Source organism: Anoxybacillus sp. UARK-01 (assembly GCF_002075365.1).
Classification (GTDB): Bacteria; Bacillota; Bacilli; order Bacillales; family Anoxybacillaceae; genus Anoxybacteroides; species Anoxybacteroides rupiense.
In genome coordinates this window covers 49,065-72,767 of the sequence record NZ_NASY01000056.1, presented here as the reverse complement: position 1 = coordinate 72,767, position 23,703 = coordinate 49,065, and the positions used below count along the sequence as shown (strand labels likewise).

At 42.1% G+C, this 23,703-nt stretch carries 16 protein-coding genes, 1 other RNA gene and 1 pseudogene; 2 read left to right on the top strand and 16 right to left on the bottom strand.

Going from position 1 to position 23,703, the window contains the following annotated elements:
- Nucleotides 1-1,291 precede the first annotated feature (1,291 nt).
- The 15 genes from B6A27_RS17725 to B6A27_RS17650 form a co-directional block, all read right to left on the bottom strand.
- The gene (locus B6A27_RS17725; RefSeq protein WP_080862829.1) at nt 1,292-2,800 is read right to left on the bottom strand and encodes a carboxypeptidase M32; all 1,509 of its coding nucleotides are present in this window, start codon (nt 2,798-2,800) and stop codon (nt 1,292-1,294) included.
- A 106-nt stretch (nt 2,801-2,906) separates the two neighbouring features.
- Nucleotides 2,907-4,844, bottom strand: coding sequence for an ATP-dependent DNA helicase (locus B6A27_RS17720; protein ID WP_080862828.1), 1,938 nt, complete (start codon nt 4,842-4,844; stop codon nt 2,907-2,909).
- Nucleotides 4,845-4,939: 95 nt separating this feature from the next.
- Entirely contained in the window at nt 4,940-5,110 is a 171-nt protein-coding gene (locus B6A27_RS18895) for a hypothetical protein (RefSeq protein WP_172798631.1), read from the bottom strand.
- Nucleotides 5,111-5,746: 636 nt separating this feature from the next.
- Nucleotides 5,747-6,883 carry a THUMP domain-containing class I SAM-dependent RNA methyltransferase gene (locus tag B6A27_RS17715; RefSeq protein WP_080862827.1) on the bottom strand — a complete coding sequence of 379 codons (1,137 nt, stop codon included), beginning with the start codon at nt 6,881-6,883 and terminating at the stop codon, nt 5,747-5,749.
- On the bottom strand, nt 6,876-8,582 hold the full coding sequence (locus B6A27_RS17710; RefSeq protein WP_236631871.1) for a putative bifunctional diguanylate cyclase/phosphodiesterase: 1,707 nt from the start codon (nt 8,580-8,582) through the stop codon (nt 6,876-6,878). Before B6A27_RS17710 ends, B6A27_RS17715 begins: the two co-directional genes overlap by 8 nt.
- Before the next feature lie 637 nt (nt 8,583-9,219).
- An RNA gene (gene rnpB, locus B6A27_RS17705) (RNase P RNA component class B) lies at nt 9,220-9,614 on the bottom strand.
- 81 nt (nt 9,615-9,695) lie between these two features.
- On the bottom strand, nt 9,696-9,992 hold the full coding sequence (gene gpsB / locus B6A27_RS17700) for a cell division regulator GpsB (protein WP_044742380.1): 297 nt from the start codon (nt 9,990-9,992) through the stop codon (nt 9,696-9,698).
- 74 nt (nt 9,993-10,066) lie between these two features.
- The gene (locus B6A27_RS17695) at nt 10,067-10,612 is read right to left on the bottom strand and encodes an SLOG family protein (RefSeq protein ID WP_080862825.1); all 546 of its coding nucleotides are present in this window, start codon (nt 10,610-10,612) and stop codon (nt 10,067-10,069) included.
- Between the two features lie 68 nt (nt 10,613-10,680).
- Nucleotides 10,681-10,947 (bottom strand): spore coat protein, encoded by a 267-nt coding sequence (locus tag B6A27_RS17690; protein ID WP_080862824.1) that lies wholly within the window; start codon nt 10,945-10,947, stop codon nt 10,681-10,683.
- Between the two features lie 331 nt (nt 10,948-11,278).
- Nucleotides 11,279-12,520, bottom strand: coding sequence for a ribonuclease H-like domain-containing protein (locus tag B6A27_RS17680; RefSeq protein WP_080862823.1), 1,242 nt, complete (start codon nt 12,518-12,520; stop codon nt 11,279-11,281).
- Complete coding sequence (locus tag B6A27_RS17675; protein ID WP_139788168.1) at nt 12,510-14,792, bottom strand: DEAD/DEAH box helicase; 2,283 nt, start codon at nt 14,790-14,792, stop codon at nt 12,510-12,512. The genes B6A27_RS17680 and B6A27_RS17675 overlap by 11 nt, the downstream gene beginning before the upstream one ends.
- Before the next feature lie 376 nt (nt 14,793-15,168).
- Nucleotides 15,169-16,092 (bottom strand): cysteine synthase A, encoded by a 924-nt coding sequence (cysK, locus tag B6A27_RS17665; RefSeq protein ID WP_080862821.1) that lies wholly within the window; start codon nt 16,090-16,092, stop codon nt 15,169-15,171.
- Between the two features lie 252 nt (nt 16,093-16,344).
- Nucleotides 16,345-17,769 (bottom strand): sensor histidine kinase, encoded by a 1,425-nt coding sequence (locus B6A27_RS17660; RefSeq protein ID WP_080862820.1) that lies wholly within the window; start codon nt 17,767-17,769, stop codon nt 16,345-16,347.
- Between the two features lie 3 nt (nt 17,770-17,772).
- Entirely contained in the window at nt 17,773-18,447 is a 675-nt protein-coding gene (locus tag B6A27_RS17655; protein WP_080862819.1) for a response regulator transcription factor, read from the bottom strand.
- A 2-nt stretch (nt 18,448-18,449) separates the two neighbouring features.
- On the bottom strand, nt 18,450-19,424 hold the full coding sequence (locus tag B6A27_RS17650) for a YncE family protein (protein WP_080862818.1): 975 nt from the start codon (nt 19,422-19,424) through the stop codon (nt 18,450-18,452).
- 213 nt (nt 19,425-19,637) lie between these two features.
- Here B6A27_RS17650 and B6A27_RS17645 point away from each other — a divergent pair.
- Nucleotides 19,638-20,748: pseudogene (locus B6A27_RS17645) on the top strand (histidine kinase N-terminal domain-containing protein).
- 31 nt (nt 20,749-20,779) lie between these two features.
- Here B6A27_RS17645 and B6A27_RS17640 read toward each other — a convergent pair.
- Nucleotides 20,780-21,463 (bottom strand): thermonuclease family protein, encoded by a 684-nt coding sequence (locus B6A27_RS17640; protein ID WP_080862817.1) that lies wholly within the window; start codon nt 21,461-21,463, stop codon nt 20,780-20,782.
- Nucleotides 21,464-21,955: 492 nt separating this feature from the next.
- Here B6A27_RS17640 and B6A27_RS17635 point away from each other — a divergent pair, with 492 nt between their 5' ends.
- A complete protein-coding gene (locus tag B6A27_RS17635) occupies nt 21,956-23,335 on the top strand; it encodes a peptide MFS transporter (protein WP_066148689.1) in 1,380 nt (459 codons plus the stop codon).
- Nucleotides 23,336-23,703: the final 368 nt, after the last annotated feature.

The following is a 23,703-nucleotide window of genomic DNA, read 5'->3' as shown; positions in this document are numbered from 1 at the left end:
GCTTCCGCCCACCCCTCCACTGGGAGGCTAGTCAAAATTAACAAAAAAGCCAGACTCCAAATGAACCATTTTCTAAGTTGTTTCATCCTTTTGCGTGGTTTCATCGTATTCCCCCTTTATCTGCCCATGGTTCAAAAACATTGTAGCGAGGAGAAAAGGGAGTGGCAAGATTTTTCGACAGACAAAATACGAGACATTTCGACAAAATTCAGTCCGATGATCCCTTTTCCTCCTATTCCTAATCTGGCCGGCCATTCCAGAGAAGCTGAATAAAAAGCCAGACCTTATTTAAGAATAGCTTAGTGCTTTCGTTCAAGTTGGAGAGAATAAAAAAGACATATGATTTTTTAATGAAAAACTGAAGCAGTTGATAATACAGGAATTAAAACGAAAACGTATCTACACGCTCTTTTTCTCAATCATACTCTTTCATTCAATCCATATCTCATAAGAACTAAAGGTGCGTTTTTTGCGAGTAGTTATGCAATACGGATTTACATGTACATGGGGGACGGCTGTAATCAATTATTTACTCTTTCTAAAGCTTTCACAAATTACCAATCGTCATTTGTCAGAAGAAGCCTGACATAAGAGTGCAAGTCTAACCTTAGTACCTAGAGTTTAATACTAACTCACTCTATTATTTTTTTCTTATCGAAAAAGCAAAATCTTTATCAAATCGAGTGGTCACTGCCAAACTATGAGAGGGAGGCTCAATTGATTATTAATTTCTTTATATAACATTTAGCAGAGCCCCCAGAATATAGCAACACAGAAAATCTAAATAAACTGTTCTCGTTATCATCATGCTGAAAACGTACATTCATTTTTCTAGAAAAGGTTTTGTCTTGCACTCTTTTTGCCAACAAAAAATGAGGATTATGAAAACCTATATTTCTTTTTTAATATTTCCTCGTCCTAAAATCACCACAGCTAATTCCCTTATATACCTTATTGTCATCACTGAACTATATTTTTTATTTCTTTCAATAACTGTGTCTAATTCTAACCATAAATTACAATCTCTTTTCCCATGCAGCCTGTTAGTCCCAGCAATTCCCGATGGAAGCACGGCTCATTTTGATATCCTCATTTAGCTGTTTGGCTATTAAATACTTGAATGCTACTGCTGTCCGACACAGAAACAACCACGTTCTTTGCTCTGCCTCCTCTTGTGCTTTACTTCGTCTCTCTCATTCTGAATAAATCAACGGCTTCAGCCTGCGGTGATGGTATAAAAAGCCACCTTTTCTCCGCCTATCCAAGCGGGCAAAAGGTGGTTCCAATAGGTTTATAGCTGATAAATCGCTCGATATTTATCTTCTAGGTATTGAATTAAATAATCCACATTTAGCTCTTCACCTGTCGCTTCTTGCAAAATGTCAAGCGGCTTTTTCGTTTTTCCGAAGCAATGGACTTTTTCTGTCAGCCAGCTGCGGATCGGGAGCATGTCTCCCTTTTCCAGCAAATCGTCAAAATGAGGCAGATCCTTCAGCATCGCATGCTTGAATTGGGCGGCATACATATAGCCAAGCGCATAAGAAGGAAAGTAGCCAAAGCTGCCTCCTGACCAATGCACATCCTGCAATATGCCAGACGCATCGGAATCCGGTCGAATGCCTAGATATTCCTCGTATTTATCGTTCCAAAGCTCTGGCAAGTCGTCCACAGCAACGCTTCCATTGAACAGTTCTTTCTCGATTTCATAGCGAATCATAATATGTAAAGAATAGGTGAGCTCATCCGCTTCAATGCGAATAAGAGATGGCTTCGCTTCATTCACCGCCCGATAAAACTCATCTAATGTGATGCTGGCAAATTGCTCTGGCGCGTATTTCTGGAGAAGCGGATAATGGCGCTTCCAATATGAATAATGACGGCCGATGAAATTTTCGTAAAACAGCGACTGCGACTCATGAATTCCCATTGACGTTCCTGTACATAGGGGCGTACCGACCAGCTCTTTAGCAATATTTTGCTCATATATCGCATGGCCGCACTCATGAATCGTACCAAATAGAGCCGTGCGAAAATCGTGCTCATCGTATCGAGTGGTAATCCGGACATCTCCTGGATTTAACCCAATCGCAAACGGATGAACCGTCTCGTCTAAACGGCCGGCGGAAAAATCGTAGCCAAGCTCGCGCAACAATTCGAGGCTAAAAGCGCGCTGTTTCTCCTTCGGAAATTTCTGAAATAAAAATGAGGTATCGGGTTTATGCTCGGCAGCGGCCACTGCTTGAACAAGCGGAACCATACGCTCTCGCAGTTTGGCAAATACTTGGTCGAGCAGTTCAACCGTTATGCCCGGTTCATACAAATCAAGCAACGTATTGTACGGATGTCCTTGATAGCCCCAATATTCGATAAATTTTTGATTAAACTCCACTAATCTTTCTAAATAAGGACGAAACATCGCAAAATCGGATTTTTCTTTCGCTTCTTCCCAAACGCTTTCCGCTTTCGACTGCAACACAACATATTCCTTATATTCCTCAACCGGAATTTTTTTATTTCGTTCATATTCTTTTCTGCATTCCGCTAAGGCACATTGCACCACTGCAGATAGCTCCGTTTGCACATGGCTTGGTGAAAGCTTGGCGATATAAGCGGCCATTTCCTCTGATATCGACATTTTAAACATTTCTTGAGATAGAATGCCGACTACTTCTGCACGCTGCTCTAAGCCTTTTTTCGGAGCGCCAGTCCGCATGTCCCAATACATTAGTTGGATCGCTTCATTGTAGCTCATCATTTTTTTTATATAGCGCAAAAATTGCTGCTCCATTTCCTTCAGCATCTTTATCCCCCTTTCTTGGTTCGCCCAAATTATTATAATTCCCTCTTCATCTTCCTTTTCCTCTTTCTTTATGAAAATAACCATGCCACGAAAAAAAGGGAAGAAATTATTCTTCCCTTACATTCGTCGGCAGCACTCTTTTAACTGCTTCAATTACTTTCTCGCTTTCCTCATTCGTTACAAAAATGGACACGATTCCTTGATCCTCATGTGTGCGGATCAGTCGCCCTATTCCTTGGCGCAACCGCAATAACATATACGGAACATCGACTTCCCAAAATGGATTTTCGTATGCCTTCCGTTTCGCTTGAAACACAGGGTCGTTTGGCGGATATGGAAGCGACCAGATGATGACGTTTGCCAACGACGGTCCCGGAATATCTAATCCTTCCCATAAATGTTCAGAGCATAAAATCGTTTCTTCTTGTCTTTGGAAAGTCGCTACAAGCTCACTTATTTCTTGGTCTCCTTCAAATAAAAAGGAAAGCCCGTCCTCATGTACGGCCTTTTTCTTAAATCTTTGCAGCTCTTGCCGTGAAGGGAACAAAAGTAAAGCCCGTCCATTTGTTTCGCGAATTTTTTGCAGCGCATAGCGATATTTTTGTTCAAATAACGTTTCATCATTTGCAAAAAACGGCATATAAATCGTCATCTGCTCATCGTAATTAAACGGTGATTCCACGCTAAAAGATAAATAATCCTTAATTCCTAAGCTCATCGCGATATACTCAAACGATTGGTGATTCGACAGCGTAGCAGATGAGAAGATAAAAGGAATATTTTTGCTAAACACTTTCTCCTGCAATACTTCCTGCACCGTCCGCGGCATGATGACTAGTGTTTTTCCTTCGTTCAGTACTTCCAGCCACGTAATCGCATCACGATTATGGATCAATAAGTGAAGTGAATGGCTAATCTGATCTAAATATTCATCAACAATATTTAATTGATAGTGATCGATGGTAAATGTTTCACTTTCAAAAACAAGTTCATTGCCGATCTTCTCAATCGCTGCAAGCAGTTGTTTGCCTCGTTTCATCAACTGGTCAGAGAAAGAAATTTCTTGGCGATTCGAACCTGCAATTTCTACCGCGCAAGCCGTCAGCTCAGCAAAAAAGCGAGCATTCAGTTGCAGTGCTTCTTCAATAAGATAAGCGAGCTCCTCACGAATGTCGTTTTCTAATAAGCGAGTCAATAGTGTTTCTAATGTTGTTTCCTTCATTCGATATGTTAAGGCCTTTTGAGCGGCAAATTCCAATAAATGCCCTTCGTCAAAGACCACACAGCACGCCTCAGGCAAAAGCGGAAGCTGTCCCTCCCGTTTGCGTGCCTCATATGTCCATACGTGCTCCATATAAAAATCGTGTGAACAAACAATTAAATCAGCTGCTTTCCGATAATGCTCACGCGACAATGTTTGTCCACAGCGATGCCGCTTATCACAGGCAAAGCAATCTTGAAATGAATCCCAGGCAATTTTTCGCCATTGCTCGTCGCTTAAATGTGCATATTCTTTGCGGTCTCCGTAATGATAGAACGACTGCAGCGCTTTGTAATCATGTACAAAATCAGGAAGATCATCAAAAATTTGCTCGTAAAGCTCGACATCATCTTCCGTCATTAACACTCGATCAAGCTTATTTAAACATAAATACTGATCTTGTGATTTAGCAAGACGCACATCAATATGCAAGTCGAGCACATGGGAAATTTTGGCGATATCCCCCTCTTTTTTCACTAACTGCTCAATGAGCGTTTCATCGGCACAAGCAATGATCGCTGGTTTCCCGGTATAACGCGCATAACAGATCGCATAAAGCAAATAAACGATCGTTTTTCCTGTTCCCACCCCTGCTTCAGCAAACATCACTTTCTTTTCTTTAAACGCTCTTTCCAGCTGAAACGCCATATAAACTTGCTCATCGCGCAATTCAAAGCCAGCGTCCGGCAAAATATCATAAAATACATCGCCGATCCATTCATTTAATTTATCAAAAAAGTTCTCGTTTTTTTCTAACGAAAAAGGATAGCGCTCGCGGCTCATCCTTCGACCCCCTCCAACATAATAAGAGTAACAATCAATTATTATCCCTTATCTGTCGGAGGATGTCAATGTAAGAGTCGGAACACTGGCCGCCATTACGCACGAAACACATCAGACATTGCATATGTAAATGCTTGTTTCCATTCGTGTTTGGCTATTTCAATGCTTTCAAGCCCTGTTGTTTCCTCCTGATGCTTCTCTAACAGAGCATAGGTTTTGTCGAGCGCTTGAGAAATTTTTAACAAATCCTTACATAATAAAGCCATTTCATTCTCTCCTTCATCCATTTTGTTATTTCTGCAAGACTCGCATCAAAGCAGATATAAACGTTTATTTCAAGCGAATAAACGCGCAATCAAGAGTCTTGTCTTCCTTTATCTCCAAAATATCCAGAAATATGCAAGCCGTTGAACCAGCCATTTCCTTGCGAATGGAAGAATGATGCATTTTTGTGCACAATAGGTGCCGATATTATTTATATGCCCAAAAGAAACAAATCATGCTATATTTCTTTACCTATTCGTCATGATGTTTCAACAAAAAGGAGAAAGGAAGTATTTGTTTTTATCGTTATATCACTAGTGTTGATGATTCATTAATAAAAACAGAGTAATATGGCTTAACGTCCGCTTTTCTGTTTGCTGACTTCAGCAAAAAAATGAGGGATTCAGGGCTGCTCATTGGATCGTCCATACGCCTAATCTTATATATAAATTTTTACTTTGCAGCGAATCGATTCAGTAAATATCTGATTTCTCGAAAAACCCTTCATCACATAAAACATCAATAATCGACAAAAAACAACCGCACCTCGTTTAAAATAAAAGAGATGCGGTGCAACAATAAAAATGGAATATTGGTTGTTCGTCTGCGAGGTAAAAACTTTTCACTTGCTCCTTCACTCATCGCTCTTTTGGAGGACGTGGCCCCCAATATTGATAATATTGTGTTTCAATAAAGCCATTGAAAAGCTTGCGGCGCTTGGTTGCCGGTTTCCCATAATATGTTTCAAATTGTTTGTGCGCAGTTAACATATAGATGGACCATGTATCAAGCTTAGCGAAGGTTTGTCCCATTTCTTTATACATTTCCTCTACCTGCTTCCGCTCGCCAAGCCGCTCGCCGTATGGCGGATTGCCGAGGATCACTCCGTATAGTTTGTTAGTTGTAAAATCCTTTACTTGCATCTGCTTAAATGCAATGATATCGCCTAATCCCGCTTCTAGCGCGTTATCTTTGGCTACTTGAACCATGCGGTGATCAATATCGAATCCGGAAATATCAAGCGGCTGATCATATTTCGCCAAATCCTCTGCCTCTTCACGCGCCCGCTCCCAATGGCGCTCGCCAATCCAGTCCCATTGTTCCGACACAAAGTCGCGATTAAACCCAGGAGCAATGTTTTGCCCGATCAGTGCCGCTTCAATGGGAATGGTTCCCGATCCGCAAAAAGGATCGACGAATGGACGATCTGGTGTCCAATTTGTTAATTGAATGAGCGCGGCCGCCAATGTTTCCTTTAATGGCGCTTCCCCTTGAGCAACGCGATAGCCGCGTTTGTGAAGACCGGCTCCGCTTGTATCAATCGTTAAGGTAGCGATATCTTTATGCAGCGCCACTTCAATGCGATAGAGCGGTCCCGTCTCTTCAAACCACGATACCCGATAATGCTGCTTTAAACTTTCAACAACGGCTTTTTTTACAATAGCTTGACAATCAGAAACGCTGAACAATTGGGACTTCACTGATTTTCCGATGACCGGGAACTCCGCATGAACAGGGATATAATCTGCCCACGGGAGCGCTTTCGTTTGCTCAAACAATTCTTCAAAGGTTGTTGCTCGAAATTCACCCATTTTTAATTTGATTCGATCCGCTGTTCGCAGCCATAAATTGGAGCGGCAAATAGCCAATTCATCGGCAGCAAATGTAATTTTGCCGTTCTCAACCGTGCATTCATAGCCAAGGCGCCGCACTTCTTCTGCTACAATTGATTCAATTCCCATGGCTGCAGTCGCAATAATCGTCAGTTTATCCATCTGTATTCCCTCCTATAATCGCTGTCCATTCCTTTAAAAATTCTTGCAGTTCCGCGAACGGCAGAGGCTTCGATATATAATACCCTTGTGCGTAATCACATCCTTGCTGCCGCAAAAACTTAAACTGCTTTTCCGTTTCTACTCCCTCGGCAATAATCGAAAGCCGTAAATTTTGTCCCATTTTAATAATCGCTGTAACAATGGATGCGTCATCATAGGAAGACAACAAGCTTTTAATAAAGCTTTGATCAATTTTTAAAATATCGATAGGAAAACGGCGCAAATAGCTTAGAGAAGAAAAACCGGTGCCAAAATCATCGACCGCAATTTTCAGACCGAGCTGCTTCAGCTTCACTAGCTGTTCAATGGATTTTTCCGCACGAGGCATAATCGTACTTTCTGTCAGCTCTAATTCTAAAAACCTTGGATTTACGTTCGACTGTTCGATCATTTGTTCAAGCTTTTTCACAAAATCGGCTTGCTGAAAATGAATAGCTGAAATATTAACGGACATTTTTAAATGCGGATAGGTTAAACTCAGCCTTTTTAAATCTTCACAGGCTTGCAAAAGCACCCACTCGCTAATGGGGATGATCATCCCCGATTCTTCGGCAATCGGAATAAACTGGCTCGGAGATACAAAGCCGATATCCGGACGCTTCCATCTGAGCAAGGCCTCCACACCATAAATTTGTTTTGTTTCAATGTGAATTTGCGGCTGATAATGCAATTCAAATTCTTTGTGTATGACTGCTTTTCGGAGCAGATTTTCAAGAAAAAAGCCTTGCTGGTCCTGATCATGTGATTCACTATGATACACTTCAAAATGATTTCGGCCGCTTACTTTTGCCTGATACATCGCCCGGTCTGCATTGCGAATCAATGTTTCGATGTCCTCCCCGTCGTGCGGGTAAAAGCTGATTCCGATGCTCACTGAAATATAAGCTTCATGGCCATTTAAGCGAAAAGCAGCCTTCAAGGCTTCATGGATGGCTTCTGCTATTTGAATCGCTTCTCTAATATGCCTCAAGTTAGGGAGAACTATAATAAACTCGTCTCCGCCGATTCTGGCGATCGTATCCTTTCTTTGCAAAATCCCTTTCAATCTCTGAGCCACCTTTTTCAGCAGCAAATCTCCCGCCAGATGGCCCAGCATATCATTGACGTACTTAAATCGGTCCAAGTCTAAAAACAAAACAGCAAATTGCTGATTATATTTCCTAGACGTTTGAATTAAGCTTTCGATCCGTTTCGTTAATAAATAACGATTGGGCACACCTGTCAAAATATCATAATGTGCCATCTTTTTTAGCTGCTCAATATTTTTTTTCCGCTCCGTAATATCGGAGAAAATAGCAACATAATTTGTAATCGCTCCTTCGCTGTCTTTAATGGAATGGATTTTCAGCCACTCAACAAATAGCTCTCCGTTCTTTCGTTTATTCCAAATTTCCCCTTCCCAAAAACCGTGATGAATAATCTCATTCCACATGCTTTCATAAAATTCTTTGTTGTGTACTCCCGATTGCAAAATGTTTGGGTTTTCTCCAATCACTTCTTCTGCGACGTATCCTGTGACCATTTCAAAAGCCGGATTGACAAACAGAATATTTCCTTTTTCATCGGTGATAATAAGCCCCTCATGAATATGGTTAATGACGTTTTTGGCAATTTTAGAAAGTATATTTTGTTTCAGCATGACCAACATCCCCCCTTTATAGTCAGTAAAAGAACGTCTTGTCTGGTCATTCACAACACTCTTCGCTTCACTTACCACATAAGCTCAGGAGCGCTTCTAGGAGAACGGGTGCGTAACAAAGGCAAGTCGATGACTTGCCTTTGACTTATGTGCAGATTGGCATGAAAAAAAACATACATCGCCACGATATGAATGATTGCAGGTAGAAAAGGGTAATCTCTCTGTACTCTCATATGCGTGAAACGAAACAAAAGAAAAAGACCGACTGCATATGATTTTCTCTAGCTTCAACCGCTTTAATTTCATTGTATCATTTTAGAATGATGGAATATGTGTTTGAACGTTCAAAAATGATAAATATTTTATGTACTTGTGCCATCAGAATCTGTTGTCCTTATACTGTATAAATACATGGAAAAGATGGCTCGACTCAGCCGAAGAGATATTTTACGTATGCACCGTAAAAAACAAAGCAATGATCGGCTCTAAAATCCCAATGCTTTTTGGCAGCTCTCCTACCCAGGGGCTTCAAAAGCATTAAGGATATTTAACGATACACAGTACCGTTCGACAGAAGCAAGAAAAGCCCTCCTATATGCAGGAGAGCTTTTGCCACCATGTTTAGCCATTAATAATGCTCTGTAAGCCATGTTTTGTTCCTTCGTACTGCAAACGGCTTTTCGCCTCGTACTCCGGCGGTAATCATCTATCTACAGATGGAACATGCCATCTGTCCTTCCCTCCGTTCATTTCCTTCGGGAAGATGCCCCTACCATCATTTGGGTTTCTCGCTCGAGGGGTTTACCGCGTTCCACCTCTAAGGTTTCCCTTAGAGCTACGTCACTGTGGCACTTTCAGGGTAATCGAGCCATATCAGAACTTGACTTAGGCTCTTTCCCCGCCGTCAGCCCAGCCGAAGCCAGACTGCCCTAGCTTATGGATTCGCTAGGCACGAACACTACGGGCATCTCAGCACCGTGCGAGCATGGACTTTCCTCTACGGCAAAACTGCCGCAGCGATTACCCGAACATTATCAATGGCGCAATATCTGCATAATGTAGTATAGTCCATTTTTTCCTTCACTTCAATGGAAATTTTGTGTTTTATGTAACCTATTCATATAATTTGTTGCCAAATACGTGCTTTTCTAAATTTGACAACCGCTGTAAAATATCAAAATTGGTCGTGCCAACAGGAGTAGCTGGCCGTTTTTGCAGCTGCTCTATTTGATGCTTTAAACGTAGGTTTTCTTGCTGAAGCTCCTCAATTTCTTGATGAAACGCTTCATAATCCTTAATAATCGCATCTAAAAACTGATCTACCTCATCTTGATTATAGCCCCGCATGCTTACTTTAAATTCTTTTTCTAGAATATCCTTCGCTGTCAGTTTCACGCGACCTGCTAACATAAAAATTCGCCCCCTTAATTCCACATTCCGCTTTTCTTTTCTTTATTTTTTCAGAAAGTCGATCGATTGTCAATTTACCATTGATTCATTTGTTCTTCTTCTATGATAGCCTGTAAATCAGAAAATGAAATAAAAAAAATAGGATAGTTTTTTCTTCTTTTGGCGACGTTTAGTAAAAACTTTGGCGTTCCTTCTTGCTCTTCGTCATAAACAAGCAGCAGCCCCTCACTTTTAGCAACAATAAATTCGTTTTTTAAGCGAAATTGCATAGGACTTTCGTAAGGGCGTTTAGTTACACAGTCAAAAAAGTCCGCTTGTGAAACAATCGATTCGTAATACTCGCGGTTTTCTTCCTTCCATCGTTCTTCTTGATTTAAAAATGGAGCAATGACGGCTAAACGCAGATGCGGATAGGATTCCTGCAATTCATATACCGCTTCTGCTGCCCATAATTCGACGCCAAGCTGTCCGCTAATCATGACCCATTCCAGCCCTTCATCCGCCAGCTCCGTTAGACGCTTTTTAATCACTTTTTTGATATAAGCAACAGCTGGGTGATGATGGGAAAAAATATGAAGCTCATGCGGCTTGTATCCGCTTAATGCAAGGACCTTGAGCACTTTTTTCTCCCTCCTTTTCGGAGAAATAAAACAGGAACTGAATTTTTCAGTTCCTGTTTCTTTGCGGCTTAGAAACCCCAAGGCATCGGTCCTACTGGTCCTGGTCCAAGTGGCATTGGCGCAGGGCCTCCACCGCAAAAGAATTGTTGATTTGCCGTCTCATTTACCGCCGACTCCGTGTGCGGGAAATAGTGTTGATGCTGGTAAAGATGATGATTGACATGCGTCGTATGAGACGGGTGAATATGTGGTACAATGGTTGCTTGGAAGTGATGCTGTACACAACATTTTGGCGGATGAACAATTGGCGCCGTTACATTTGGTCTGCAATGCATAAATACATCTCTCCTTTTGATTTATCATAAGCTGTTTTACAATACTAGCCTATGATGAAAGGAGCGGACACGTACTAGTATAGATACCCATTTTCTCCGTTATATCATGTTAAATTGGTAAATACAACGACCGTTAAGCCAACCACGACAAAAAATAAATACAAAATTTTTTTATACATCCTTTTCAAGGCTCGTCTCCCCATTACTACTTGTTTTTTCGCACTATTCACAACACATAATTGTACACCCTTTGCGATTTTTCTACAATATTCGCAATAAAAAATAAATTTTCTGTATGTTCTGTCGTTTTTTGCGCTTTCCGGGGAAATCATCATTTCCTGATTTTCCGTTCAAGCCTCTTCAATCGCTTGAGCAGCTCGTCGGAAGGCTCGCTGAAGCGATGGGTACGAGCGATCTTTTTCCACATGTGATAAGCTGTTTGCACATATTCATAAGCCTCTTCTGGCTTTTTATAAACATGTTCATATAGTTTGGCCAGCTCCACTGCAGCTTTGATGCTCCGCGGATCAAAATCAGCCTGCAACAGCTCTCTCCAAAGTTTGACGGCCTTTTCATACTGCTTTTCTTTTTTATAAATAAGCGAAAGCTGCCATTTCGCTCTTGCGGATTCCTTCCCTTCCTTTTCGGCTACTTGCTCATATATTTTTCTCGCTTCCCCAGCTTCGCCAACAGAATCAAACCATCGGCCCATCTCTAACTTTTCTGTCACATGTTCGATATCGTACGCTTGCAAAATTTGCTTCGATAAATGGATGTATAGAACAATAAGAGACAGCACATCCATTTCATTATGCTTCAGCACCCCGGTCATTCCGTCTGGTTGCTTTGATGAGAGAAATTCAAAATACATCATAGGTGCTAAAAACCCGGGAATATCCTCTGTTCGCTCCACCCCAAGAATTTCTTTCTCTACATGGGCTAGCTTGACAGATTCCAACCGATGCTTCCATATTCTTCGTGAAGCATGGTATAAATCGAAATGCCCAAATGCCGGCAATTTCGGTACGGTGTCACGGAGGAGGGTATGACGCGTCTTTAACACCGGCCAATCAAAGGCTTTTCCGTTATAGGTCACAAGCGTTGTATAGTCTACCTCTGATAAAAAGCTTTGATAAAGGGCTACTTCCGCCCCCGGATGTGGCAAAAAATGCTGACGCACCACAATGCGATCAGCATATACACGTGCATGTCCAAGCAAAAAAATTGTATTTCCTGTTCCGCTTCCAAGTCCTGTCGTTTCCGTATCAAAAAAAAATAAATCGCTTATATCATGGCCTTTGCTAGAAAGCGGATGAGAGAATAAAGCCTGCTGCCATTTTTCATGGATCTCATGCAATTCGCCAAGCCGATAGATTCCATGCTGTTGATCGAGTGAATAAGTGACTTCGCGAATCAAGCAATACTCTCCATCGAAAAAAAACGGCTCAGCATTCATGGTACGCCATTGTGCCAAATAAGGCACGTCCGTCTCTGTTTCATCATCTCTGCAAGCTGGCGAAGCCGCGGCGATACTCGTTCCTTTTAATTTTGCCAGCTTTTCTTTAATCGACATGCTCCTCCTCCTTTTCTTCGTTAAGGATGGCCAAAAGCTTAAGCGCATCGCGTTTCGCTCGTTCGGATGATATATGAGTCCCAATGCAGGACGGGCAACCAGATTCACATGGACAGCGCTCAATCATTTGTTTGGCTTCCCTAAGCACCTGCTCCATCTCATGATACAACGCATCACTTAGTCCAATTCCTCCCGGATACCGATCATAAACGAAAATGGTCGGTTGTTCATTATGGAGCGATTTTACTTGCGGTACGACATGCAAGTCGGCGCGGTCGCACATCAAAAACAAAGAAGCCACATACTGGAGAACATGGGTGATTCCAAGCAACCCTTGCTCCATGCGTTCATCGTTCCAATGCGGCAGCGCTTCCCGCTTGATGCTGATCCATGCGGCGTTCGTGTGTAGCTCCGCCTCCGGCAAATAAATCGGTCCTGAGCCGATATTCTCGTGTGTTTCTAGTTTGATTTTTTTAAAAATCGTCGCTTTCGCGAGCACCATCACATCGCCAAATCCGATGATTGATAAGTCCGCTTCCCTCTTCCGATCCTCCTCAAGCACTTTCAATTCGACTGCTACATTCGCATCAGTAAAATAGTCGACATCTACTTCGCGAACATACGCTTTTTTCTCTTCCCAATCCAGCTTCTCCACCTGATACTGAACCCCTTGATGCAAATAGATCGCTTCCTCATGAAGCAATGTCATCGCACTAAAGCGGTCCATTTCTCCGATTACCCGATGGTCTCCTCTATTTGACACATCGATAATGACCACATTTTCCTGAGAGGCGGAACGCAAACTGATGCCATGAGCTGGAAACGAGTCACTCATCCAATACCATTTATTTCCTCTTCGATAAAGCACTCGCTCGTCTGCCAAATATTCAAGAATTTCCTCGATCTCGACACCAGCAAATGTTTCCCCTTGGCGAAAAGGCAATTCAAAAGCCGCACATTTCACGTGATCGACGAGAATCACAAGATTATTCGGATTTAAGCGTGCGCTTTCCGGACTCCTCTCCAATACATATGCAGGATGTTGAATAATATACTGATCGAGCGGGCTGGAGCTGGCCACCATGACTACCATTGCTTCCTCTTGACGTCGACCAGCCCGCCCCGCCTGCTGCCAAGTGCTTGCAATCGTACCAGGATATCCTGTTAGCACGCATGCCTGCAGCTGGCCGATGTCCACTCCTAACTCAAGCGCGTTCGTACTGACTACTCCATAAATTTCTCCGTTTCGCAACCCTCGTTCAATCTCTCTGCGCTCATTCGGCAAATAGCCTCCCCGATAAGCACGAATAGCTTTGCTCCCCAATTCGTGCTTGATGAGCTGTTGCAAATAAGTAAGCAAAATTTCGACACGAACACGACTTTTTGCAAATACGATGGTTTGAATGCGATGCTTTAACAGTTCGCTCGCGATCGCTTTCGCTTCCAATGTAGCACTTCTGCGAATGTTTAATGCTCGGTTGACAACCGGAGGATTATAAAAGACAAAATGCTTTCTTCCCGACGGCGCTCCATTTTGATCAATGAGCTCCATCGCTTCCCCTGTTAGCACTTCTGCATGCTCTTTTGGGTTCGCAATCGTGGCCGATGTGCAAATAAAACGCGGATGACTTCCATAAAATTCACAAATTCGTTTTAAACGACGGATGACGTTGGCAACATGGCTACCAAATACTCCCCGATATGTGTGAAGCTCGTCAATCACAACAAATTGCAAATTCTCAAACAATGACACCCATTTCGTATGATGCGGCAAAATTCCTGAATGCAACATATCGGGATTTGTTATGACAATATGGCCCGCTTTTCTCACCCTTTGCCGAATGGTTGGCGATGTATCTCCATCATACGTATCACAATAAATTGTTGTTTCCATTTCCCCAATAAGCTCATTTAAGGCGCTTTTTTGATCTTGAGCCAGCGCCTTCGTCGGGAATACATAAAGCGCTCTTGCTTCCTTTTGCTGCAATATCTTCTGCAGCACAGGCAAGTTATAACACAATGTTTTTCCTGACGCCGTCGGTGTAACAGCCACGATATTTCGTCCGGCTTCTACCGCTTCATATGCTTTTTTTTGATGGATATATAACGATGAAATGCCTCGTTTCTCTAAAGCATGCCGCAAAGCAGGATGAAGCGATTCAGGAAACGGTGTGCTTTGTGCTTCTTTTTCCGGAATGGTATGCCAATAGGCAACGCATTCATTCTCTTTCCAGTCTTCAATGACTTGTTGCAACGTTTTGCGCTGGTTCAGCATGTTTCTCACCTACCTATTTCTATTTTAGAGAATAGAGGTTCGTTTTCAATAAAAAAAGCACGAAAATGTCGTGCGTTTATTTTAGCAGCTATTTTATTCACTTTCATCCATGCAAACGGTTTGCTTTGAAACAGTTTTGTAGCGAGCAAAATACCAAACAATCCAAAGGAAGGAAGAGCAGCTTCCTCTTTATCTCTCCTGCCATTCACCGATCTCATCCATAACCAAACGAGAGCTTGTTGTGCATATAGAAATTAGAAAATGGAATGTATCTATTTTGATGATGCGTCGCTTCCATATCAATGCTAATGTTGAGCTGCCAAGTTACGTCACAATAAATAGCTATAAAAGGCGCGCCAGTCAGCGAGCCTTTCTAAAAATGGAACAAATCCCATGATAAATACCGTTCTCCAGAATCGGGCGCCATGCAAAGAACACGGGCATCAGACGGCAATCGCTTTGCTATTTCTATCGCATAATGTGCAGCCGCGCCAGCTGAAGCCCCCACCAAAATCCCTTCTTCTGCTGCTAAACGGCGCGCCATCGTTTGGGCATCTTCATCTTTAATTAATAAAATTTCATCAAAAATGTCGCGATTTAATATCTTTGGAACAAATCCAGGCCCAGTTCCCGGGATTTTATGCGGCCCCGGTTCTCCTCCAGACAGTACAGGCGAGCCGTACGGTTCTACGACATAAATCCGCAAACGAGGAAGATGCTTTTTTAGCTCCTCGCCCGTACCCGTCACGGTTCCTCCTGTTCCAGCGGTTAGCACAAAAGCATCAAGCCTTCCTTCAAAGGCCGCTAAAATTTCTAAAGCCGTGCTCTGTCTATGGGCATCTGGATTAGCGGGATTTTCAAATTGCATTGGAATAAAACTATCTTCAATAACAGCCGCAAGACGATGCGCTTCATCAATCGCCCCCTGCATGCGAAGCGAAGAAGGAGTTAGATGCACCTCAGCGCCGTACGCCTTTAAAAGCTTGACACGCTCCATTGTGGCATTATCCGGCATGGTAATCATGCAGCGATAACCTTTCGCAGCGCATACCATGGCTAGTCCGATCCCTGTATTTCCAGAGGTCGGCTCAATAATCGTACTTTTTCCTGGCACGATTTTCCCTTCTTCCTCCGCGCGCTGAATCATTTGAAATGCAGCCCGATCTTTCACGCTTCCACCCGGATTAAATGATTCAAGCTTGATATATACCTCTGCTCCCTTCGGATCGGGAATTCGGTTTAGTTTGACTACTGGTGTATTGCCGATCACATCTAAAATAGACTGATACCGCTTCATCAATATCGCCAACCTTTGTTTATCATTTTTCTTTAACGATTATATTGCTTCACCTTTCCTCTTTCAACGCTTGGCCATTTATGTGAGGAAGAGGGAAGCTGAAAGATCAAACAAGCTTTTATTCTAGAATCCCGGTTTGTAAGTTTTACTGATACTGCTCATTCATAAGATCACAGAGCGCAAGAACCGAGTGAATCGATTGGATCTGTCGCACCGAGAGTGGCTGGAGTTTTTCATGATTCTGTATTCCGTTCACTCGACCTCATGTTGCTGGTCATCCCACATTGGCAAATAAATGGACACCTCTGTTCCTTTTCCCTCTTCGCTCGCAAACGCTATCGTGCCACCATGAAGATGGACGATCTGTTTGACAATCGCTAATCCAAGCCCCGTGCCGCCTTCTGCTCTTGTGCGCGCTTGATCGACACGGAAAAAACGCTGTCCCAACAGCAGGAGCTTCTCCTTTGGAATGCCTTTTCCGGAATCACGGATGACAAAGCAGCAAGAATGAGCCTCCGCTTCAAAAAGCTGCAGTGTGATCGTGCCTCCTTTTGGCGTATAGCGGATCGCATTGTCGAGCAAATTATGGATGACTTGCTCCATGCGATCGCCATCCCCTTCAACAATCACTTCTGGACTTAAATCTGCGACAACTTGTATTTCCTTTTCATGCAAAAATGGCTCATATTTGGCTAACGTATCTTCAATAACTTGTGAAAATACGAGCGGCACCTTTTGCAGTGGGACGCTTTTTCCTTCCAATTGCGCTAAATCAAGTAAGTCGCGGACAAGCCGTTCCATTCTTCCTGCTTCTCGATGAATGAGCTTCATGTATTTTGTTTCTTCTTCTTTTGTTTTCACCATTCCTGCTAAAATGGCTTCACTGTATCCTTTGACATAACTGAGCGGCGTTCGCAATTCGTGCGACACATTGGCGAGGAATTCCCTCTTGCGCATATCCTCCTCGTGAATGGCTTTGGCCATTACATTAAACGCCCGAGCGAGCCTTCCTATTTCGTCATTCGCTTGAGTCGGAATCCTTGCTTCATAATCCCCCTGCGACATGCTGTAAGCAACTCTTTCCATCTCCTTGAGCGGTCCAGCCAAGCGGTCCGCCATTTTTTTTCCGAACAGCAGCAAAGCCGCCACAAATAAAATAGCAAGCGGAATCCAAATGGACGCAGCCTCCTTGGTCATTTCCTGAATGGTCGCAAGCGGAATATAAAGATAAAACACTCCTTGTAAGCGATGCTCGTCCAATAGCGGCACGATCACACCCATGATTTTGCGCCCAAATCGCTTTTCATAGCCTGTTTTCGTCACTACTTTTCCTTCAAGCAGCTTTTGCCGATCTGCTTCGCTAATCAACGAATCGTAATCGACTTGAAACGGCAAACAAGCGCTTAATTCCCGCGGGTTGCTGACGAGCAGCACTTCCGATGTCGTCTTTTCCTTATACCATTCTACCCGCTTCCGATATTCTTCAGTTATTGGTCCTCCTTGATAATCGCTTGCTAAATTTCTGCCTTCTTCAATCAATGTTTGTTCCACTTTATTTACATATAAATTTTGGTAAAAATAATTTAAAAGAAAATAAGAAAAAAGTACAGTAATAATCACAACAAGGCTCATAGCCAGCCAAATCTTTTGTACTAAAGTCATGGATTTTCGCCGCATCTGTCACACCTCAAATTTATAGCCAATCCCCCACACCGTTTTAATGAATGCTCCACTTTCCTTTAGCTTTAACCTTAATGTTTTAATGTGTGTATCCACCGTTCGAGCGTTTCCTGCATAATCATATCCCCATATCCGAATAAGCAAATCTTCCCTGCTAAATACTTGTCCGCGATGCTTAGCAAGAAAAAGAAGCAAGTCAAATTCTTTTAATGTTAAAATAACATTTTCTCCTTTTACCGTCACTTTCCGTCCTTTTTCATCAATCAAAAGCCCTCCAAAAGAAAGGTCATCTTGCTTTTTGGCTTGATATGTGCGTCTCATGATCGCCTCAATGCGCGCAATTAACTCTCCGGGGCTAAATGGCTTTACGATGTAATCGTCACCGCCAAGCTTAAATCCACGAACTTTATCCCATTCATCTCCTTTTGCTGTCAAAAAGATAATCGGCACATTCGAATAGCCGCGAATATGCTCACATAATGAAAACCCGTCCATATTCGGCATCATGATATCAAGCAAAATCAAGTCGATGGTTTGTTTCTGGATAAGCGCCAGCGCCTCTCGTCCATCTTGTGCTTGCAAACAGGTAAATCCCGAGTTTTCAAGATACATACATACTAAAAAACGCATATCCTCCTCATCATCAACAACCAGAATCGTTTGCTTCGTCTCCATTCTCACCCTTCCTCTCTTATCATTAGTTGAAACGGACCTTTTCCCGTTGTCAATCGTTGAACCACTTGGAGTGTACGGCCATCAATGACCGTCACTTCATTGCTGTCATAGCTTGCGACATATAAGTAATGGCTTTCGCCAATCATCACAAACGGATTCGCCCCTACTGTAATCGACGCTTTTTCCTCTCCTGCATGATCCCATTTGCGCACAGTATTTGAGCCGTGACTTAATGCAAAAATTCCTTCATTTGTCTCGGCAAAACTAATAGGCATCTCTGGAGCAGGAATCGTCTTCATGAGTGTTCCACTAGGTAATGAATAGATATGAATCACGGTTTCTACCGAACTTCCGCTTCCATGGCCGCCAACCCAAAGCTCTTGCTCCCGCTCGCGAAGCAAACCGCCGAGCGCAAATTTCGGAACCGAAAACGTATGGGTCACTTGATGTTTCTCCATATCGATCACAGCGGCTTTTTCATCTTGGAAATCAATCGCATACACACGTGTCCCTGTGCTGTTTTGCAGTAGAGTAAGGGGCTGGCTTCCTATTTTGATGGATCCATTTTCTTTGCCGTTCATGTGAAAAATGCGGATCGCCTTTTGATTTTGGTCAGCTAATAATAGATGCTGTTGATCATTGGAAACAAGTGCACTAATAATCCCCTTGCCTATTTTCCATTCCTTCTCCATTTTCCCAGTTGCCAAATTATACTCATATGCCCGGTCCAGCTCATGTCCGTATAACAGCAGCGTGCTCCCGTTATTCAGCAGCACTCCTCCTTGAATAGGCTGACCAAGCTCCCATTGGGCGTATTTTTTTTCACGTTTTAAATCGAAAAATGTGACACTGCCATCCTTAATATTTATACTAATCAACACTTTCATCCGTTTAGGAATCGGCGTAAACTCTTCCTGTCGTTCGCACCCCATTAACAAGCTGACAAACATAAAGGCAAGCACAAGGGCAAGTCTCATTGTTCTCCTCCTTTTCAGGCGAAACACTTGACATATTATAAACAAATATTGTGAGAAACTTGTGAAAAATGACGAAAAAATTTTGTATGATATCATTCAGCAATAGAGCATTGTAAAAACTGCAAATTTAGCAATATTTCTCTTTATCATTTTAGCTATTTCCTTTTATAATAATAACATGCGATGGCGAGCGGATAAATGAGGTGAGTGGATTTGGAGTCTTCAAAAGAAAAACTAATTGCGTTTCTAGAAGAGCATGTATCTGATTTTCTAACGCATTGGCGAAACCATGTGCGTATCGCCGATAATGATAAATATATTGATCAAGTAGAGCATAACGGGCTATCTTTCTTTCAACTTGTGAAAGAAATGCTCAGCCATCCCCTTCCGTCAGAACACATTCAAGCACTGGCGGAAAAAATCGCAAAAGAAAGAGCAGAAGCAAATGTGAATATCGGTGAATTTGTCTATAATACAAACCTCGGCCGAAGTCTATTAATCCGGTATGCGTTGCAGTCTGGTCTTCCAATTGACGAGCTTCAACCATTAATTGACGATATTAACGCTTTATTTGATCGTTTTTCGTTTTATGCGGTTACAAAATACACCGAACTAAAAGATGCGGAAATTCAAAAAAAGAAACTTGTTTATTTCTCAGTCTCATAAAGATCGGCTCACATTGCTTGGCCAAATGTCTTCGAGTTTCGTTCATGAATTTCGCAATCCATTGACGGCTATTATCGGGTTTATTCAGCTGCTAAAATTTGAACATCCAACCTTAAAATATTTGGATATTATTGAACATGAGCTCCAACAATTGAAATTTCGCATTTCTCAATTTCTTCATGCTTCAAGAAAAGAAGCGGTTGAAGAGAAAAAGGAGACTGTATCTCTTTCCGAGTTTTTCGAAGAGATCCTATCCTTTCTGTACCCAAGCTTTGTGGATGAAGATGTCGATGTGTCTACCAATATCGATTCAACATTGACTGTATTTGTCTATAGGAATCAGCTCAAACAGGTCATCATGAATATTCTTCTCAATTCCATCGAGGCGGTCAAAGAAAAGGAAAAGCCGCGGCGGATCAATATTGATGTGTCTTTGATGGACGGAAAGATTGCCATCATGATTTCTAATAACGGTCCAATGATTCCTTCGGAAGCCATTCACGCCATCTTTGAGCCATTTTTCACAACGAAAAAGCTTGGCACAGGAATCGGCCTGTATGTATGTAAAAAAATTATTGAAGATCATGGCGGCCAAATCACCTGCTCTTCCAATCAGCATGTTACTTCCTTTATGATTTCCCTTCCCAGTTCAAACTAAATCCCTCTCCCCTTAATATGGAGAGAGGGATTTAGCGTAGCGGTTTGCGAAATCCTGCATCTTGTGCCTCTTTCTCAGTACAAAACATTCTTTCTGCCTTTGTTACCTTATATTGCGGACTTCCAGGAACATGATAAATTTTTTCTCCGCTTTTTGAAATATTGCCTTTAATCATTGGCTTAGAGCACGATGATGAAGAAGAAGCTTGATCGTTAAATCCTTGATCTGTTGCATAATTTTCTATTGACCAAATCCCCAGTTGCTTCTCCCTGGCTTTCTCCTGAATTTTCCGGAATTCATCGACATATTTCGTATTAGGCTCAAATACGTAAGCCACCCGAGCATAGCCCTGCTCCAGCAGCAGCTCATTAAGCATTTTGTTTCCGATCCATACATAGGCTAGCAGCCGGCCGTATTTGTCTCGCTCTCTCACATCCAATTCCAGCTCCACCTTTGTCCCTGATGGCAGTAATTGCTTCACATATTGACTTGACTCCACGCCAAACGGCTGCACGGGCTTGGTCGGATGTACAGATTCAGGTGTGTCAACCAACAACAAACGGACGGTTTCTTCTTTGCTTCCGACTGCAACTTTTAACGTATCCCCATCAATGACCCGTTGAACAATAGCTGGAATTTTTTCTGAAGATGATTGGCATCCCGTTAACACGAGAACCGCAAAAGCAGTCAAAAGCGCGATGAGGTATTTCTTCAATCTTTCTCCTCCTTCCGTATCTTATCGTAGCGCATCTCAGAAAACTTGACCACTATTTGTTCACTTTTTTATCCATAATCCTAAGCTTTCAAGACCATACAAAACATTTTCCAAGGCGCATGGATCGCCTAAAAATAGAACTATTATTCCGTTTATATGGAGAAACTATAGAGAAAATGGAACGAACCTTTCGATCTTTTCATTTAAGCGATGCCATCCAATGGAATGGGTCAACATTTCTTCCTCAAACGAGTATGAATTGAACAAGCACCATGAATGCCCTGTTCCATTGAACGAAATAGCTAGTATATAGAGTATGATGGAAAGATTCATTATACAAATAATATAATATTTAGATTAATAACACTATTAAATCGATAAAGATAAGTTTAAAAGTTTATATTTTTCTATTTCTATATAATTTTATTGACTTATAGATATTTTATAAAATAAAATGTTCTTTGCACGATCATCAATTTAGGAGGAAGAAAAATGGGAGCATTACCTGAGGTTCAACCGATGCAACAGGAACAAAGCAAAAAACATCCTCCCGGGCTTTATCTTTTATTCTTCACCGAGATTTGGGAGCGTTTTAGCTACTATGGAATGCGGGCGATCCTAGTTCTTTATTTAACGACAGCAACCATTAGTGGCGGTTTAGGATTTGATCAAAGAATCGCCGTAAGTATTTATGGGTTCTTTACAGGGATTGTTTATTTTACCCCTATTATCGGTGGATACCTTTCTGACCGCTTTTTAGGTCGTCGCTTAGCTATTACCATCGGCGGAATTATTATGGCCGTCGGCAATCTTATACTGTTTGCGGTCAATACAAAAATAGGGTTATATACGGGGCTTTTACTATTAATTATCGGAAACGGTTTCTTTAAACCTAATATTTCGACGCTTGTCGGTGAATTGTACGGACCAAATGACAAGCGCCGCGATGCAGCCTTTACCATTTTCTATATGGGAATTAACATCGGCGCCTTTTTTGCTCCGCTGATCTGTGGATTTTTAGCTGAAGATTATTTTAAAACGACTGTCAATGGCGTCGTGCAGTATGGATTTAAATATGGTTTCCTTGCCGCATCCATCGGTATGATAATTGGTCAAGTATTTTTTAATCTATTAGGAAATCGTTATCTAGGAGAAATCGGCAAAAAGCCGATTGGCAAACAGAAAACAGCTTCAACTGCGCCAAAAGAGCCGTTAACAAAAAAAGAAAAACAGCGCATTCGTGTGATCTTAATTTTAATGTGCTTTGTTGTCTTTTTCTGGGCTGGCTTCGAACAAGCAGGAAGCTCGCTTACATTGTATACCGATAAGTTCGTCGATAAATCCATCGGCAGCTGGACCATGCCAACCTCTTGGTTTCAATCATTAAATCCATTATTTATCGTTCTATTAACACCCGTTTTATCTGCATTATGGGTAAAATTGGCTAACTCTAAACGCGGTGATTTATCAGCTCCGACAAAGATGGGATTAGGTATGATTTTGCTTGGTCTCGGATTTGCTGTTTTGGTTCCTGCTCTGCTGCAAACCGGAAGCGACGAGCAACACATTACGGTAAAAGCAAATGCATTATTTATTGTTTTAACATACTTTTTGCATACGCTTGGTGAGCTTTGCCTATCACCGGTTGGGCTATCACTTACAAGCCGCATCGCACCGATTCGTCTCGCTTCCCTGCTAATGGGAGTTTGGTTATCAGCAACTGGTATCGCGAATATTTTAGCAGGTCAATTAGCAGCTTTTACGGAGTCATTAGGCTATCTAGAAATTTTCAGCTTAATTGGCGGCATTACCATTGTTCTTGGCTTTGTTCTGTTATTATTATCGAAAAAACTTGTAGAAATGTCAGAATAATAAAGAAAAAAGGATTCACTTATATCGTGAATCCTTTTTTCTTTGCTTATTTACCATTGGTCGTTTTAACATTCTTCAGTCGAGAAGTCTCCCATTTCTAAATCTTGCGAAGCTTGATGAAAGTGGGAGATGAATCGACTTCGGACAAGGACAGGCTTTTGCCTGTTCAATTGTCTGACCCTGTGGTAAAATAAACCTATGTCGTTCTTTCATAACTGGATATAGGAGGTTGCATGGAGAAAATAAAATGCGAAAACCAAGCTGATCCTTCCATGCGTAAAATATCCAAGGTACAAAAGAACTCCGAATTGTCGGACATCTAGGGTTGGAACGACCCGAAGTCACGCTCAGGGAGACGAAAGGCGGCT